General features: G+C 45.8%; 14 protein-coding genes. 4 read left to right on the top strand and 10 right to left on the bottom strand.

Features of this window, described 5'->3' with window-relative positions:
• Positions 1-58 precede the first annotated feature (58 nt).
• Both ACLIIY_RS12030 and ACLIIY_RS12035 read left to right on the top strand, forming a co-directional pair.
• Complete coding sequence (locus ACLIIY_RS12030; RefSeq protein ID WP_005440257.1) at positions 59-634, top strand: DedA family protein; 576 nt, start codon at positions 59-61, stop codon at positions 632-634.
• Positions 635-813: 179 nt separating this feature from the next.
• Positions 814-2181 (top strand): Na+/H+ antiporter NhaC family protein, encoded by a 1368-nt coding sequence (locus tag ACLIIY_RS12035; RefSeq protein ID WP_005447666.1) that lies wholly within the window; start codon positions 814-816, stop codon positions 2179-2181.
• Between the two features lie 48 nt (positions 2182-2229).
• On the opposite strand, the gene ACLIIY_RS12040 is transcribed toward ACLIIY_RS12035, so the two are convergent.
• The 6 genes from ACLIIY_RS12040 to ACLIIY_RS12065 form a co-directional block, all read right to left on the bottom strand.
• On the bottom strand, positions 2230-3066 hold the full coding sequence (locus ACLIIY_RS12040) for a 3-keto-5-aminohexanoate cleavage protein (RefSeq protein ID WP_434527652.1): 837 nt from the start codon (positions 3064-3066) through the stop codon (positions 2230-2232).
• Entirely contained in the window at positions 3057-4388 is a 1332-nt protein-coding gene (locus ACLIIY_RS12045; protein ID WP_434527653.1) for an aspartate aminotransferase family protein, read from the bottom strand. Before ACLIIY_RS12045 ends, ACLIIY_RS12040 begins: the two co-directional genes overlap by 10 nt.
• Before the next feature lie 207 nt (positions 4389-4595).
• On the bottom strand, positions 4596-5864 hold the full coding sequence (locus ACLIIY_RS12050) for an O-acetylhomoserine aminocarboxypropyltransferase/cysteine synthase family protein (RefSeq protein ID WP_005440265.1): 1269 nt from the start codon (positions 5862-5864) through the stop codon (positions 4596-4598).
• Positions 5865-6032: 168 nt separating this feature from the next.
• Positions 6033-7175: a lipase family protein gene (locus ACLIIY_RS12055; RefSeq protein ID WP_434527654.1), complete on the bottom strand. Its 1143-nt coding sequence runs from the start codon at positions 7173-7175 to the stop codon at positions 6033-6035.
• Position 7176: 1 nt separating this feature from the next.
• Complete coding sequence (locus tag ACLIIY_RS12060; protein WP_434527655.1) at positions 7177-7749, bottom strand: DUF6795 domain-containing protein; 573 nt, start codon at positions 7747-7749, stop codon at positions 7177-7179.
• A 162-nt stretch (positions 7750-7911) separates the two neighbouring features.
• On the bottom strand, positions 7912-8814 hold the full coding sequence (locus tag ACLIIY_RS12065) for a LysR substrate-binding domain-containing protein (RefSeq protein ID WP_434527656.1): 903 nt from the start codon (positions 8812-8814) through the stop codon (positions 7912-7914).
• A 106-nt stretch (positions 8815-8920) separates the two neighbouring features.
• Between ACLIIY_RS12065 and ACLIIY_RS12070 the strand changes: the two genes are divergently transcribed.
• Together ACLIIY_RS12070 and ACLIIY_RS12075 are read left to right on the top strand one after the other, a co-directional pair.
• The gene (locus tag ACLIIY_RS12070; protein ID WP_434527657.1) at positions 8921-10177 is read left to right on the top strand and encodes a D-amino acid dehydrogenase; all 1257 of its coding nucleotides are present in this window, start codon (positions 8921-8923) and stop codon (positions 10175-10177) included.
• A 307-nt stretch (positions 10178-10484) separates the two neighbouring features.
• On the top strand, positions 10485-12032 hold the full coding sequence (locus ACLIIY_RS12075; RefSeq protein ID WP_434527658.1) for an alanine/glycine:cation symporter family protein: 1548 nt from the start codon (positions 10485-10487) through the stop codon (positions 12030-12032).
• Positions 12033-12160: 128 nt separating this feature from the next.
• Here ACLIIY_RS12075 and ACLIIY_RS12080 read toward each other — a convergent pair whose 3' ends face one another.
• The 4 genes from ACLIIY_RS12080 to guaA all read right to left on the bottom strand — a co-directional run bounded on the left by ACLIIY_RS12080 (position 12161) and on the right by guaA (position 18085).
• Positions 12161-12754, bottom strand: a complete 594-nt coding sequence (locus ACLIIY_RS12080; RefSeq protein ID WP_009705589.1) for an acetate uptake transporter — start codon at positions 12752-12754, stop codon at positions 12161-12163.
• 179 nt (positions 12755-12933) lie between these two features.
• Entirely contained in the window at positions 12934-14643 is a 1710-nt protein-coding gene (locus ACLIIY_RS12085; protein WP_434527659.1) for a glycoside hydrolase family 19 protein, read from the bottom strand.
• 200 nt (positions 14644-14843) lie between these two features.
• Entirely contained in the window at positions 14844-16367 is a 1524-nt protein-coding gene (locus ACLIIY_RS12090; protein ID WP_434527660.1) for a Na+/H+ antiporter NhaC family protein, read from the bottom strand.
• 164 nt (positions 16368-16531) lie between these two features.
• Entirely contained in the window at positions 16532-18085 is a 1554-nt protein-coding gene (gene guaA / locus ACLIIY_RS12095) for a glutamine-hydrolyzing GMP synthase (RefSeq protein ID WP_005424749.1), read from the bottom strand.
• Positions 18086-18188 lie beyond the last annotated feature (103 nt).

Consider the following 18188-nt stretch of genomic DNA (forward strand, 5'->3'; position numbering starts at 1 on the left):
CCAGCTTCGTTCCACTTTTGTTAGAGGAAAGCGTTTGGAACACATAAATGAACTATTGATGGCGATGAAGCCACTGCTTGAGCAATATGGCTATCTCGCCCTTATCGTCAGCATCTTTCTTGAAGGCATTGGTATTCCGATGCCGGGGCAATCGCTGATGATTGCGGCGTCTATCATCTCATCTGAGCATGTCATGAACCTTAGCCTAGTGATGATAGTCTCTTGGTTGAGTTGCTTTTTTGGCAACACGTGCGGCTACCTGATTGGCTATTACTTTGAAGGTTGGTTAGACAAGAAAGGCTATATTTCTGGTCCCAAAATGCAGAAGCTACAAAGTACAATTCAGAAGTATGGTCCTGCTTGTTTGGTTGTTAGCCGATTCGTGGAAGGGATGAAGCAGTTCATGCCGCTTGCTTGCGGTATTGCTAAGATGCCGCGCAAAGAGTTCTTATTAGGTAACGCCCTTGCAACCACGATTTGGGTTGCCGTGTTCAGTTTGCTCACCAACTTCGCGTTTGAGCATTTAAGCGTCCTTAGCCAGTTCTATACCGATCATCGCTACGTGGTTTGGTCTAGTGCAGCACTGCTGTTCTCGCTGATGATCTTCGCGCTTCTCAAACGAAAAAAAGCGTAAATGCTCTAAACCAATATAATTCCACAAAGGCTCACGGTATCAATAAGATATGTTATGTGAGCCTTTTTTATTGGTCTTTTAGATTAAAAATAACCAGCCATTTAGACGTCTAGACGTTGACAAGTCTTTGGTGTCAGATTAGTCTGCTCGCCTTACTTATTGATTATGTTGTCGTTCACATGTCTGGTTCTAAAAATTCTAATAAAGCAATCGCACCATCAGCGGTCGCACTTTTACCTTTAGTGCTATTCCTTGCGCTGTTTATTGGCGTGGGCACTTACTTATCTTTGCAAGGCGTTGATTTCGCGTTCTACCAATTGCCAGCGCCTATCGCGGTATTACCTGCGGTGATCCTTGCGCTCATCTTGAGCAAAGACAAACTCAATCGTTCTATCGAACACTTTATGCGTGGCGTTGGTCATCAAGACATCATCGCGATGTGTATGATCTACCTGCTTGCTGGTGCCTTTGCTGCGGTAGCAAAAGCGTCTGGCGGCGTAGATGCGACAGTTAACCTTGGTCTCTCTGCGATTCCAACTAGCATGATCTTGCCGGGTATCTTCCTGATTTCTGCGTTTATCGCGACGGCAATGGGCACCTCAATGGGCACCATCGCTGCAGTTGCGCCTGTTGCTCTGGGCATTGCTCAATCAGCAGGTATGAGCCTTCCATTGACTGCTGGTGTGGTACTTAGCGGCGCAATGTTTGGTGATAACCTTTCGATCATCTCAGACACAACGATTGCGGCAACACGCTCTCAAGGCTGTGAGATGAAGGACAAGTTCAAAGAGAACATCCGTATCGCACTGCCAGCAGCACTAGTGGCGCTTGTGATCTTTGCCTTCAACAGCACAGCGACTCAAGTACCAGAAACAGGCCCTATTGAATGGTTGAAAGTGCTACCTTATGTGACGATTCTTATCCTTGCTGTATCAGGCATGAATGTGTTTGTCGTACTTACTATTGGTATCGTTTTAGCGGGTGGCGTGAGCTTGTCTTCTATCGATGATTACGGTCTAACCAACTTCGCACAAGACATCTACTCAGGCTTTGGCAACATGCAAGAGATCTTCTTGCTGTCCATGCTGATTGGTGGCTTAAGTGAGCTTATGCGTCGCCAAGGTGGTCTCGCGTTCCTAACTAACCTAGTGAGCGGCATCATCCGCACGTTTGGTTCTAGCCACTCGAAAGAAGCAAATGGTCGTGCAAGCGAACTAGGTATTGCTGGTCTGGTATCAATGGTAAATACCTGTACCGCCAACAACACGGTTGCCATCATCGTATCAGGTAGCGTGGCTCGTCAGCTGGCAGAAGAGAACAACGTTTCACCGCGTCGCTCTGCAAGTTTGTTGGATATCTTCTCGTGTGTTATCCAAGGTGTATTGCCATACGGTGCGCAGGTTCTACTATTGGGCTCGGTATTTAACCTTTCTCCACTAGAAGTTGTCGCGAACTCTTACTACTGTTTTGCTCTGGCAATTGCAGCAATCGTGGCGGTGTTTATCAAGCATCCAGCACGTCAGCCTGTACCTCAGACTGAAAGCTAAGATTAAATTTGAAGAAGGCTCCGATTGGAGCCTTTTTTGTATGCGTGACTAAATGGACTCTCGAAAACTTTCTGCATCATGCAGGGGCAACTCGAGCAATTTACTGACCTCTTTTAGTCGTTGAACTTGCTCCGCATTACAATTCGCTGGTTGACCATCTGCACTTAAGTGGTTGTTCTCAAAGCCTACCCGAACATCCAATCCCAGAAGCATTGCATGGGTTAAACAATCTTGCTCTCTCACGCCAAACGCGCACACGGCACATCTAACGTTCTCTTCGATAAATCGCTCTAAATGCAGTGTCCGTAAATCCCATGGCGAAGATTGTTGAGACTCATGATAACGGCCAAGAACCACTAACGCGTGTTGGTTGTGCTTGGGTAAAACGCCTCGCTCTCGTAGGGAGAAATAGCGATCGATGTCTGCCTGATCATACAAAATGATTTGACTGAGAATGCCCTGAGCAGCGACCCAATCAAAAAAGACAAAACCTTGCTCTTCACTCTGCTCATCAGGAATCAGTTCACGCAAAGCAAAGGAAGCAGCTTCTGGTTTAACCGCTTTGATCAGCGCCATTTGCTGTTGTGGCGAATACATCCCAACAGCCTCAGTCGTGAGCTGAACAATCATCGAATCCCCCACCGCAGCTTTCACCGCGTGGTAGATTTCTAAATTGTCATCAACCTCTAGAGAATGCCTGCCTTGCGTATCCCTCGCGTGCAAATGGATCATGGTAGCCCCTGCTGTTTGACATGCTTTCGCCTCGGCAACCATTTCTTCAATAGTCATCGGCAATTGATCATGGTCTTGCTTAGTTTTTCTCGCCCCATTGGGCGCAACAATAATCGCGATTCGAGATCTTTTAGTTTGGGAGTTCACTGCCATTTCTGCGACACCTCTCTAAGTGTACGAGTGAGCTTTTCCACTAGCTCGTCAATGTGGCTTCGTTCGATGATAAAAGGCGGTGCAAGAAGGATATGATGCCCATTTACACCATCAATCGTGCCGCCCATTGGGTAGCACATCAGTCCATTTTTCATCGCTTGTTGCTTGATCTTTTTGTCTGCCAAAGTTGAATTAGGCAGCGGGATTTTACTTACTTTGTCTGCTACAAGCTCAATGCCAAGAAACAGCCCTTTACCACGAATATCCCCAATATATGGGAAGTTTGAAAGCGCCGATTCGAGCTCTCTTTTTAACATCGCCCCTTGTTGATTGACGGCTTGCAGGAGCTTTTGGTCACCGATGGTTTGAATGGTTGCAACGGCGGCTGCGCATGCGACGGGATGCGCCATAAAAGTATGCCCATGTTGAAAGAATCCACTACCAGACGCGATTGCTTGATAGACTTTGTCATTGGCAACAACGGCACCGATAGGTTGATAACCCGCCCCTAACCCTTTCGCCATACAGACTAAGTCTGGGACGGCTTGCTCTTGTTCAAAAGCAAAAAAGCTACCGCTGCGCCCAACGCCACACATCACCTCATCCATGAGCAGCAGCACATCATAGCGATCGCAAATCTCTCGTATTCGTTTGAAGTAACCTTGAGTGGCAGGCACTGCGCCCGCTGTTGCACCAACAATTGGCTCTGCAACAAACGCCATGACGTTATCCGCGCCCAGTTCTAAAATTTTAGCCTCAAGATCATTGGCAGCTCTCAGTGAATAATCGAGTTCTGACTCATCTTCTCTTTGATAACGATAGGCATAACACGGCGCAATATGATGGCTTGGGTGCAAGATGGGTTTGAAAGGTTCTCTCCGCCATTCATTACCGCCAACAGCCAACGCACCAAGTGTATTACCGTGGTAGCTTTGTTGGCGGGCAATAAACTGCTTTTTCTCTGGCTTACCACATTCCACAAAGTACTGCCTTGCCATCTTTAGTGCCGATTCAACCGCTTCAGAGCCTCCACTGACTAAGTAGACGTGATTGAATTGTGATGGCATTTGCTGGCAAATCAACTCAGCCAACTGCTCACTAGCTTCGCTAGTAAAAAAGCCCGTGTGAGCAAAAGGCACTTTTTCGATCTGGTCGAGCATGGCTTGTTTAACAACTTGGTGGCTATGCCCAAGGTTTGAAACGGCAGCGCCGCCGCAAGCATCGAGGTATTGGTGGCCTTGATTATCGAACAGGTAAACCCCTTCCCCCCTGGCGATAGTGGGCAATTTGGCGTGGCAATGACGGTGAAACACGTTAGACATGAGCGTCCCTTCCTAGTGACTATTTTCTAAGCATAGTCAGTAAGATGAGACTTATACGCAAGGTAAGAAAAGTACACCATCATGAGCATTTGGAATACCGTAACCCAAATACTCAAAAATCATTATAAATAAGTACGTTATAGAAATAAGGCCAGCTTTTAGTAAGGCTGGCCTATGGGTAACCCAAAGCTCTGTTAGAAAGTATAATTACGCGTTCAGAGCTTGTTCTAAATCAGCCAGAATATCATCGATATGTTCAATGCCGACAGACAAACGAATCATCTCTGGAGAAACGCCCGCTTGCTTTTGCTCCGCCTCACTCAACTGTCGGTGTGTAGTTGATGCAGGATGACAAGCAAGCGACTTCGCATCACCAATGTTCACCAGTCGCTTGAAGATCTTAAGTGCATCGTAAAAACGTACACCTGCCTCGTAACCATCTTTTAATCCAAACGACAAAATCGCCGACGGCTTACCTTGCATGTACTTCTCTGCCAATGGATAGAACTCAGAATCTGGCAAACCTGCGTAACTTACCCAACTCACTTTATCGTGCTGGCTTAAGTATTCCGCAACTTTGAGTGCGTTTTCAGTGTGTCTCTCCATACGCAGCGACAGCGTTTCCAGCCCCTGCATCAACATAAACGCATTCATCGGTGACAAAGCAGAACCAGTATTACGCAAAGGAACGGTGCGAGCACGGCCAATAAACGCTGCCTCTCCAAATGCCTCGGTGTAAACCACACCGTGGTAAGAAGGTTCAGGCTGATTAAATACTGGGAAACGATCTTTGTGCTGTGCCCAAGGAAACTTGCCCGAATCAATGATGATGCCACCTAATGTCGTACCGTGACCACCCACATACTTAGTCAGCGAATGCACCACGATATCTGCACCAAATTCGATTGGTTTACATAGCACAGGAGTTGCGACTGTATTGTCGACAATCACAGGCACGCCCTGCGCATGAGCCAACTCAGCAACACGTTCAAGGTCGATGATATTGCCAGCCGGATTACCAATGCTTTCACAGTAAACCGCTTTGGTATTCTCATCGATAAGCTCCGCGAGACTTTCAGGTTTGTCATCCTTGGCAAAACGTACCTCAATACCTTGGTTCGGCAACATATGCGCAAATAAAGTGTAAGTGCCGCCGTATAGCTGAGGAGTAGAAACGATGTTATCGCCGGCTTGCGCGAGCGTGAGAATGGCATAGTTAATTGCCGCACTGCCTGCACTAACAACCAAACCAGCAATACCGCCTTCTAGTGCTGCCATACGCTTTTCCAACACGTCATTGGTTGGGTTCATAATGCGGGTGTAAATATTGCCTGGAACTTCGAGGTTAAAGAGATCGGCACCATGCTGAGCATTATCAAACTCATACGCGACCGTCTGGTAAATCGGTGTCGCGACAGATTTGGTGGTTGGGTCAGTTTCGTAGCCAAAATGGATCGAGAGTGTTTCGTCTTTCATGCATCTTCCCTGAACTATTGAGTGAATGGTTATTCTTTTATATTGCCGATTTTTTCAGCAAAGAAAAGTAGCTCAACTCACAGGGAGAGGATTGGTTTTAGAAAGAACTTATTCAGATATGAATAACACAAAACAAAATCGCCTCGAATGAGGCGATTTAATTGAAGACTAAAAGCTAGTTTTTAGTGCAGCTTTCACTGCTTTATTTAATTTACTTAAAACCAGTTCGAATACCCAACGGATAAAGGAATAAGTAAACTTAATAGCGATCTGTGCACCTTTGCCCGCAAACACCAACATATGGCCAAGTAAGCCTTTTACACGATCTGCAAATTCACTAGAAAGCTCTGAGATTTTTACCATTGAACGAGCTATAGCATCGTAGATAGTTGCAATGCCAGCACCTAGAGCTTGTGCACCAAAGACAAATGAAGCAAGACCTCCATCTATTAGCAATGTTAATATTGCAGCTGATATTCTGTCTGCCCAAAAATCATTAGTTTTCACTTCAAGTCGATTTCTATAGTTCAATACGACTCTCTCCAAAGCATTCGCAACCTTTTGAGAATAGATTTTTTCCCAGCTCTGGAAGTCCGTTAATTTAGCATAACGAGCGAGATCATGAGCTGAAGGAATCAAGCCTTGCTGCCTACAAGCTAGATACTCAATCCCATTGTATGGAGCATGATAGAAAGGCCATACCGGAACTTTCGGTACAGGATCTCCCCCATTCACACATCGAAAAATACTATCGACACGCTGAGTTGCATTCATAGAAAAGTTTTTTCCGCCCACTCTAGGGGCACCAAATGTATAAAGGTGAACTTTTGCGCTAATTTCTGAAGATGATTTCAGCCAGTTCGCCGCCAAAGTAGCTAGAGCGCCACCAAGACTATGCCCTACACAATGGATATTTAAAACTTCACATGACTGGCTTCTTTTTAGAAATGACTTAATCTCAGGGATCATGGAATTCAAAGTTCCTTGGAATCCACTGTGCACTAGTTCTCCTGATTGTGTGCCTTTTGCATTTGCAGTCACATTGGTCAAGATGTCGGCGAGAGTTTTAGTTCCTCTAAAAGAAAAGACGATGTCTCTTTTATAGACCTCACTCACGCCCAACCCCGCTATTAGAAAACCAGAGGAAGGGCGATAGAAAAAGCCTCCTGACGTTCCAGATATAACGTTATTAACATCAAACTTAAAATGAACCTTGGTGCTATTTTGTAGAGAAATACTCTTTCTTTTCAACCTTGCCTGATACGCAGCACTTGCAATATCTGATGCAATAACAGGAGATAATGTACTCATCTTAATCCTCTGGCGTTAAATTATCTGTTTTTTCGATTAATTGCTCATTTGTATATCCCTCTAATCCTTCCCAGCGACAAACAGAGGTTAAAGGCAAATATAATCGCTCCCCACTTTGAGGATCTCTCAGTTCATAATTAAGCTCTTCTTGTCTTAACTCGCAGTTAAGTGATAACAATAATTGAGATGCCAGAGGGATAGGCTTGGCATACTTAGTGGCGTTCCAAAGATAAACTTCCTTGCCTTCGGAGTAGGTATATATTTCTTGAGCTATGATGAAGCTCTGCCCGAAAACATCTCTAGGTGCCTTAGAACGGACTAGAAACTCGGGGAAATAAAACTCCCCACTTGAGTCTGTTATTGCTTCATCAGATATTTTTTTTCCATCTTTGTAACCTTCATAGAATAAGTCTCGATGAACCGTCAATCCCGCCTGTGGCACGCCATCAAGCTTGATAACACCACGCACATCCGGAGACATTTCCACATCGTATTTTTTAAACGGCCAAAACATTGCACTTGCTCCTACCGAAAATAGAGCTAGGGCCAACATAAGAGAGATTCTTTTAGCCATAGTCTTTCTCATCCATTGATTAATTTTTGGATGATATGGAAAAAGAAGACAGAGTGAGAGGAGTTAATAAACGGAAGGCTATTTGTGGGAAGCAATTCGAAGTATCATGTAATTAAGAAATTTATTTTTATTATTTCTTAAACACTTGTGCCAATTATCTCTCTACATTGATGATTGGACTTGCTGCAAAAGCCAACGTCTAAATCGTGCTGTAGGCTCACTTTTGGTATTTATAATCAGGTAGTATCCTGCGTTAGCATCCACAGGTTCAAATGGCGAGACTAAGCGACCGCTTTTGAGTTCATCTTCCACCAGCGCCATACGTGCCATTGCTATCCCCACTCCAGCTTCGGCGGCAGACATTGCCATATCCGTACGATTAAAGAAGTGCCCTACCTCTGTTTTGAAATCAAACCCCATGCTTGATGCCCAGTACAGCCATTCATAGTCACGCGGAGCCTTATCCCATGGCATAGCATCATGCAGTAATGTCGCGTCTCGCCATTGTTCTGGTGACGCTTTAAGAGTTTTTAGCCACCTATGATCCTCAAGATATTTTGGGCTCATCACCGGTAGAAGTTGCTCATTGAGAATCCGCTCAGCGCTTTTATCTCGATAGGGATGAGAACCGTAGTCTATCGCAACGTCATAGTCCTTTAGCTCACTATTCACTAGTGCTCCCTCGGCAAAAATCTGCACTTGGAGATCGGGGTTTTCAAGATGAAAGCTTTCGAGGCGTGGAACTAACCATTTAAATGCAAAAGAAGGCGTCAGTTTGAGGCGAATTTCATTGTGGGGCTTTTCAATTTGCAGCTCTTTAAGTGTCTTTCCTAGTTCGGAGAAGTGAAATTGTGAGGATTGAGATAACTGCAATCCTTTAGGCGTCAGTCGAATTCCACGCGAGTGGCGTTCAAACAAAGTAAAACCAAGCTGTTCTTCTAACTGAATGATTTGCTGGCTGATCGCCCCCGTCGTTAGGTGCAATGCCTTTGCTGCACTGGTAAAGCTGCTGTGTTCCGCCACTTGGCTGAATAACCACAATCCGCTAACGACACTACTTTTCATCCTTAAGCCTATAGTTTTTCTAAACGCTGAATGTAATTTATATCGATTGTTAACAAAAGGTAAAGAAGAGAAACTGCGCAACATCGAAAATGTGTGGAGCGCATCAATGGAAGTCATCGTAATAGGCAGTGGTGTTATCGGCTTAACCTCGGCTTGGTATTTATCTCAGGCAGGCTATCAGGTGACAGTGATCGATCGCCAACCAAGCAGTGCGATGGAAACCAGCTTCGCTAACGCCGGACAAATCTCTTATGGTTACTCTTCACCATGGGCTGCGCCGGGGATTCCACTCAAAGCCATAAAGTGGCTCACTGAAGAGCATGCACCACTCAAAATAAAACCATCTCTCAGCCCGGAGCTTATCCGCTGGGCAACGCAAATGGTGTCAAACTGCACTTTGTCCCGCTATCAAATCAACAAAGCCCGAATGCTGTCTATCGCCAATCATAGCCGTGCGTGTCTGGAGCAGTTGCGCCGTGACCATGCGATTGAATACCAAGGGCGTCAGTTAGGCACCTTGCAAGTATTTCGCTCTCAACAGCAGCTCGATGCCATAGAGAAAGACCTTGAGTTGTTAGAGCAAAGCGGTACACGTTTTCAGTTAATGGATATCGAACAGTGCATCAAGCAAGAGCCAGGATTGGCATTAGTAAAAGAAAAATTGGTCGGTGGGTTATATCTACCTGATGACGAAACGGGTGATTGTTTTCAGTTCTGCCAACAGTTAACAGAGCTAGCAAAAGCCCGTGGCGTAAGGTTTGAATTCAATACGGAGGTGAGCAATTGGGTTACTGTAGGCAAAAAGATCATGGGTGTCCAAACGGACCGTGGTTTGCATAAAGCAGACCAGTTTGTCCTTGCCTCTGGCAGCTATTCTACAGCGTTACTCAAACAGCTTGAGATAGACATTCCTGTTTATCCCGTCAAAGGATATTCACTGACGGTGCCAATTGAGTGTGAGCAATTTGCGCCACGTTCTACCGTCATGGATGAAACCTATAAGGTCGCAATGACGCGTTTTGATGACCGCATTCGTGTAGCAGGAACCGCAGAGCTTGCTGGCTTTGATCCTTCGTTGCCGCAAAAACGCAAAAATACGATTGAAATGGTGATTCGAGATCTGTTTCCGCAAAGCGCCGATTTTACTCAAGCCGAGTTTTGGAGTGGATTTCGCCCTATGACACCCGATGGTACGCCCATTATTGGGACAACACCTTACGAGAATTTGTTTACGAACACAGGGCATGGCACGCTCGGCTGGACTATGGCTTGTGGCTCAGCTCAGATACTGACAGACGTCATCATGAACGCCGTTCCCAAAGTGACAAATCACTCAGAATTGAACCTGAGTCGTTACGCCTAAACACCTGCAAACCATTTCAAACAGTGCATTACTCCACAAGTTGAATAGCATTCAGAAGATATGACTTTCATCTCTCGCAGCACATTTTCATGACAATGTGCTGCATATTCAATCAATTTATTGTTATTTCCAATAAAAACCACACAGATACATAACAAGAACCAATTTTTAACAATATTTAACCATTCTGTGCCCACCATCACGCTACAAGGGATTTTTAGTTAAAAAGGTTAACAATTGCATTACAAAAAAGGGTAATGTGTTGTACGAAAAACAACCACAACCATAACAAACAGGGAAAATACTCATGCAGTCATTAGTTGATTTTCTGAATGGAATTATCTGGAGTCCGGCACTGATCTATCTATGTCTTGGCGCTGGTTTGTTCTACTCGATCATGACGCGCTTTGTGCAGATTCGTCACTTCTTTGAAATGTGGCGCTTGCTACTTAATGGTAAGAGTTCAACCAAGGGGATTTCATCATTTCAGGCTTTGGCCGTTTCACTATCTGGCCGTGTAGGTACAGGTAACATTGCGGGTGTTGCTGCCGCTATCGGCTTCGGTGGCCCTGGTGCAGTATTCTGGATGTGGGTTGTCGCCTTCTTTGGTGCAGCAACGGCATACGCAGAATCAACACTCGCACAGATTTATAAAGAAGAAGACGAAGGCGAATTCCGCGGCGGTCCAGCTTACTACATCGAAAAAGCAATGGGTCAGAAGTGGTACGCATGGATCTTTGCTATCGCAACCATCTTTGCATGTGGTGTTCTACTTCCTGGCGTTCAATCGAACAGTATTGGTAACGCAGTAGAAGCAGCATTTGGCTCAGGTGACATGATTGAAACCGCTATTGGTACCTTCAGTTTCGCTAAAATTTTCACTGGTACGGTTGTCTGTGTCATTCTTGCCTTCATCATTTTTGGTGGCGTAAAGCGCATCGCGAACTTCACTCAAATTGTGGTTCCATTCATGGCGTTGGCTTACATCATCACCGCTTTCGTTATCATCCTACTTAACATCGGTGAGATTCCACGCATCGTTGGCATGATCATTGGTGATGCATTCACGCCGATGGCAGGAATTGGTGCTGCGATTGGTTGGGGTGTAAAACGTGGTGTTTACTCTAACGAAGCAGGTCAAGGTACTGGTCCTCACGCAGCAGCAGCGGCAAGCGTTGATCACCCAGCACAGCAAGGTCTTGTTCAGTCATTCTCAATCTACATCGATACACTGCTAGTGTGTTCAGCAACGGCGTTTATGATTCTTATCACTGGCGCGTACAACGTTCACGGTGCAGTAGAAGGCGCGTTCCTAGTACAGAACCTTCCTGCGGATATCGGTGCGAATGGCCCTGTGTTTACGCAAATGGCGATTGAGAGTGCCCTACCAGGCGTTGGTAAGCCATTCATCGCAATTGCGCTATTCTTCTTCGCCTTCACAACAATTCTGGCGTACTACTACATCGCAGAAACCAACATTGCGTACATCCGTCGCACTGTGAAAGTAAACGGTCTGATGTTTATCTTGAAGGTCATTCTTATCTCAGCGGTATTCTACGGTACGGTTAAGACAGCGAATCTTGCGTGGGCAATGGGTGATGTGGGCGTAGGCCTAATGGCATGGCTGAACATTGTCGGCATTCTGCTCATCTTCTTCATGTCGAAGCCTGCACTAAAAGCACTGGCTGACTACGAAGAGCAACAGAAACGTGGTGTGACTGAGTTTACGTTCAACCCAGTAGCGCTTGGTATTAAAGGCGCGACTTACTGGGAAGAGAAGTACAAGCGCAAAACAGGTAAAGCACCAACCGCAGACAGCGATACAACAGAAACAGTAGAGCAACCATCTACCTAATGCTTCACTTAGCATCCTCCCCCAATAGGTTGGCAGGTATATAAGAAAAAGCAGTGGTCCGAACAACGGACATTAAAAAAGGGTTAGCCAGTGGCTAACCCTTTTCTTTTGCATTCAATTCGAAGCGATTAAGCAGCGATTTCTTGCGTTGCAACTTGTGGCTTTTGCTTTTCACCAACAGGAAGTACGGTACGGCCGTATTCGTTGTTTAGTACTTGAGCCATTGCAAAGTAGATTGCGCTCGCGCCACAGAAGATACCTTCGAAGCCTGCGATAGTACCGATCAGCTCGCTACCAGTGAAGTCACGTGCCGCTAGTAGGAAGAACAGAATAGTAAGAGAACCGAATACTACTTGCTTCGCTACTGGGTAGCATAGAGAACCAATGAACATGAAGCCAGTGAAGATACCCCATAGTAGTAGGTACCAACCCATGAAGTGTGCAGGGCTTGCTGGAAGACCCATGTAAGGCATTACGATTAGACCAACTAGTGTTAGCCAGAATAGACCGTAAGAAGTAAATGCAGTCGTACCGAACGTGTCACCACGCTTGAAGCACATCATGCCAACAAGTACTTGGCTTAGACCACCGTAAAAGATGCCCATAGCCAGAATCATAGAATCCATTGGGAAGAAACCTGCGTTGTGGATGTTTAGCAGGATGGTAGTCATACCAAAACCCATTAGACCTAGTGGCGCTGGGTTAGCCAGTTTTGTAGACATGTACATTACCTTTTCAAAAATGTTGATAAAAATTGCGCGCGAATTTTAATGGACTCAAAAACAAAAGAGAAAAGACGTTATTGAAAACTTAGATTGCACAAATAAGCAACCAAACGAATAAAAAAAGACCCTGCTAAAAAGCAGAGTCTTTATAGATAGTTAGACTATTTATTGTTCAATTACTGGCAAGAGATCTCATCCCAGAACCAATTGCTCTGTGTCGGTGATTCCCATACACCCGGTCCATTTTTCGCGATAAAGCATTTGCCTTGATAAGTCACTTTGTCGCCATTAGCCACTTGAGTCACACCTGGTTCCCATGCAATAAAGTCACCCGATACTGGTGGTTCAGTAACCGGAGGCTCTGTCACTGGCGGCTCGGTGACAGGTGGTTCTGTTACAGGAGGCTCCGTCGTTGGCGGTTCAGTCGCTGGTGGCTCTGTTGGCGTACCTGAGACCAATTTCCAAGGGTCACCTTTAGTAGGCTCATTACCTTGTGACCACCACTTCGCTTCATATACAGCCCCCTTGTAAGAGACTTGGTCGCCCGTGTTATAAACCTTGCCTGCCTCCCATGCAGCTACACCGCCTACAGGAGGGTCAACCGGATCGACTGGGTCTAATTTATCGACAACGCGAACTTCAGGCCAACCTGCATGAGATTGGTAGAAGTTGGTAACACATTTCTCGTAATCACCGCCAACCAGTGCCGAATACGCGGTTTGGAAACCAACCAACTCACACTCAAATGAGTGACCACCCGGGCGATCTGAGTAGTACTTCCAGTTACCATCCCAGTTGGTGTAAAGCACATCAGTGGCACCGTTAAGGTTTAAGCTACCGTAAGGCGTTTGTTGCCAACAGGTATTAGTTTCATCAGCTTCAATAGGAATCTGATAGTGCGCCGCTAGACCTTCCCAGTAACGAATGCGGTTAACTGGCTGACCTTTGTCTTTGTTTTGCTCACCACATTCAATACCGCCGTTGATTACGTTGATCGTGGTACCAAAGCCGTAACCAATGCCTGCATCAATTTCACGTTGCGATGGCACCCAAGTACGATCAATCACGTGCAACATTGCTGGTTTTGGCGCTTGAGGCGTTAAGAAGAACCAAATCGCAGAAGCTAAGTTCAACCATGAGTCAGCGACTAGGCCCGGATTTTTCAGCAATACCGATGCATCGCCATCGAACATCACTTCAGAAAACGCGCCGTAGTTAAAGTGGTAAGAAAGCTGTTTTGCACCACGACCGAAATACCCCTGACCAGGTTCACAAGGCCAACGCTTATTTTGCCAATCGTTCTGACCACAACCTGTGGTGTAACCTTCTTGACCTTCAGACCATCCCATTTCACGCACATGAACCAAGGCTTGTTGCCACTCTTCCAGTGCAAGCGGGTTGTCCGATACGTTATCAACCGCAATGTGACCACCGGTTTCCTGAGCAAAGTGCGCAAATGCTGTTACGATAGATTTCTTACAAATCGCGTCTGAATCACGCCCGTCTGTGTACTCACCACAGAATGCCGGGAACTTACCGATCGCACGCAAGAAACGTGTGTACGTATACTCTGGTGCTGCCATCTGAGTAAGGAAGTTCCATTCGCTCTCAGGGAAGACACGTTCAACTCGCTTAACGTTTTCCGGATTGCTTGCTGCTCCTGGAACAATCGCTTCAACGACCGTATTTGGACGAGTCTCTAGCGCTTGTGACCAAATAGCATACATAGGGTCAGAGGTTTTAATTTGCTCCATAGCTTGGATGTCGCCACGAGCAATCACGTAACCATTTGGGTTTTGTGGATCAGGTTGGATATTCATGCTGGCATGAGCTTGTGCAGCGAGTACACAACCCAATGCGAGAGGCAGATGTTTGAGTGCAAACATGTCTAATCTCCGTATTTAACAATACAATATACAAGGAATAACTAGACACATAGTGGATCATGTAGAAAAAACGCCGAGTGAAGTGAATTAATTCTGCGACGCAAATTTCATAAATAAATACTGTTACACAGCGGGTATCACAAAAACTGTTACCTCGACTCAAAAGAAAACGGGGGATAATCCCCCGCTCTCATTTATTGCTATTGCTCTGCTGTTGCTTGCTCTAACGTCGGTGAAGATTGCTGCTTAGAGAGCACCAAATAAATGACAAACTGCGCGACTATTGCCACCAGCACAATTACAGGAGAAGCCATTACTCCGGCGACGAGAAAGCTTGTCAGGGCGATAGCACCATTAAGCACCGCATAAGGCAACTGGGTTCTAAAGTGCTCATACTGCTCACAACCCGCCCCTGTAGAGGACAAGATGGTGGTTTCAGAAATTGGCGAACAGTGATCACCAAATAAGCCGCCAGATAGCACCGCACCGATACACACCAGCAATGGCGCATCAATCGCGACTGCAGTTGGAATGACCAATGGCATCATTATGGCAAAAGTGCCCCATGACGACCCTGTAGCAAAAGAGATAATCCCAGCCAATAGAAAAGCCACGGCAGGCAATAACCAGTAAGGGAAGCCAGCTTGTGCCTGCTCTGCAATGTAGGCCGCAGCGCCAAGCTCTTTACCGACAGAACTCAGTGACCAAGCGAGAACTAGAATCACCGCAACGGACATCATGTTTGACATCCCTTTTAGGTAAACCTGAATGCCATCAGAGAGCTTTCTCACGCCATAAAACGCCATCAGGCTGATCAAAGTAATTGCAGCAAAGAAATACGCCGACGACAGTGCAGCACGGAAAGTTGAGCCTGCTACTTTCTGAAATGGAAAACCATGAGGAACCAATATTGAACAAAGCACTACAAGCATGACGAGAAGCGGTGCCCAAACAAAACTTGTTTTTGCATTTTTATGCTCAAACACATTCAATGAATCTTGCACTTTCCCAAAGTCAGAACCCTGCTCTGCAAGCTGCTCAGCTTTCGCCATTGGTCCAAAATCCAGTTTGAAGAAAGAGACAATCGGCACAATCGCGATCGCTAAAAAGGCATAAAACTGGTAAGGAATCGCACCAATAAAGGCATCCCAATCACTGATACCCACATCCAGTGCAGCAAACTCTTTTTGAATCAGGCTCATGATGTAAACGCCCCAACCGATGAAAGGGATGAGGATCGCCACTGGGGATGAAGTTGAATCGATGATAAAGGCTAGTTTCTGGCGAGAGACTTTCAGTTTATCAAAAAGAGGACGAAAGACAGGGCCAACAATTAACGGTGTACCAAGGTCCGAAAAGAAAATAACAACGCCGCCAAACCAAGCAGAAAGCTGCGCTTGGCATTTACTAGCAACCCATTGAGTGACCTTTTTAGCGAACGCTACGCCACCGCCAGATTTCTCCATTAAGGCTACAAAGCCACCAATGAAAACCAAAAGAAGGATGACGCCCGCGTTGTAACTGTCAGTCAGTTGCGGCAACAGGTAACTTTTCATCAGTGCGCTAAACGAATCGAGCGGACCTTTGTCAACGAATGTGCCTTCTAACATAGCCACACCGCTAACAACGCCGGCAAAAAGACCGACAACAACGTTTCTTGTAGTTAATGCGAGGACTAACGTAATAATGATGGGGATGAGGGAGGTAACTTCTGCCTGTTCCATAGCAATACCAACTTTAATATTTAAACACTAAAAATGAATATACATTCAACAATCTCGCATGTATATATTTTCTAATAAAAAAGTTGAGACCTGCGTTCACACTTTTCAGGCATAAAAAAACCAGCCCGAAGGCTGGTTTTCAATTTGGTATATCTAACAGGAAATTATTCCCATTCGATTGTCGCTGGCGGCTTACCAGAAATGTCGTAAACCACGCGAGAAATACCGTCAACTTCGTTGATGATACGGTTAGAAACCTTACCTAGGAAGTCGTATGGTAGGTGTGCCCAATGCGCAGTCATAAAGTCGATAGTTTCTACCGCACGTAGAGAGACAACCCAATCGTACTTACGACCATCGCCCATTACACCTACAGAACGAACTGGTAGGAATACCGTGAACGCTTGAGATACTTTGTTGTATAGGTCTGCCGCGTGTAGTTCTTCAATGAAGATAGCGTCTGCACGACGTAGCAAGTCACAGTACTCTTTCTTGATTTCACCAAGAACACGAACACCTAGACCAGGACCCGGGAATGGGTGGCGGTAAAGCATGTTGTACGGAAGACCAAGCTCTAGACCGATCTTACGAACTTCATCTTTGAACAGCTCACGTAGTGGCTCAACAAGACCCATTTCCATGTCATCTGGAAGACCGCCCACGTTGTGGTGTGATTTGATCACGTGCGCTTTACCAGTCTTAGATGCAGCAGACTCGATAACGTCTGGGTAAATCGTACCTTGAGCTAGCCATTTCGCGTTTTTCAGCTTCTTAGACTCTTCATCAAATACGTCTACGAATACGTGACCGATTGTCTTACGCTTCTCTTCTGGATCCGACTTGCCTTCAAGTGCTTTTAGGAAGCGATCTTCAGCGTCAACTTTGATGATGTTCAAACCAAATTGGTCGCCGAACATATCCATTACTTGTTGACCTTCGTTTAGACGAAGGAGACCGTTATCTACGAATACACACGTTAGCTTGTCGCCGATTGCACGGTGAACTAGCATCGCTACTACCGATGAATCAACACCACCAGATAGACCTAGGATAACTTCGTCGTCACCCACTTGCTCTTTAATACGAGCAACCGCGTCTTCGATGATAGATTCAGAAGTCCATAGACGCTCACAGCCACATACGCCAAGAACGAAGTTCTCTAGCATTTGTAGGCCGCCTTTCGTGTGCGTTACTTCTGGGTGGAACTGAACGCCGTAGTATTTCTTCTCTTCGTTCGCCATCGCAGCGTACGGACATGTGTCTGTCTCGCCAACTTTCACGAAGTCAGCAGGAATTTCTACTACTTTGTCACCGTGGCTCATCCACACGTCTTGAGTTAGCTCAAGATCTTTAAACAGTGCAGATTCACCAGAAACTTTAACTTGTGCATAGCCGAATTCACGTTCTGTAGAACCCGCTACTTTACCACCTAGCTGCTCAGCCATAGTTTGCATGCCGTAACATACACCTAGTACTGGCACACCAGAGTCAAATACGTATTGAGGGGCGCGTGGAGAGTTATCTTCCGTTACGCTTTCTGGACCACCAGATAGGATGATACCGTCTGGATTGAATTCACGAATATCCGCTTCTTCAACATCCCAGCTCCACAGTTCACAGTAAACACCGATTTCACGTACACGGCGCGCTACTAGCTGAGTGTACTGAGAACCGAAGTCCAAGATCAGAATACGTTGGTCATGAATATTTTTAGTCATTTTGAGCAGTCTTATAAGCTAGGTTATTAAAACGGAGGCGAGTGTACTCGCCTCTTATTAATGCTTCAAGGAAAAAAGCAAACGTTTACGTCGAGTGTATAGG

Origin of the sequence: Vibrio sp. K4 (assembly GCF_051122595.1) — a bacterium.
GTDB classification, from domain to species: Bacteria; Pseudomonadota; Gammaproteobacteria; order Enterobacterales; family Vibrionaceae; genus Vibrio; species Vibrio owensii.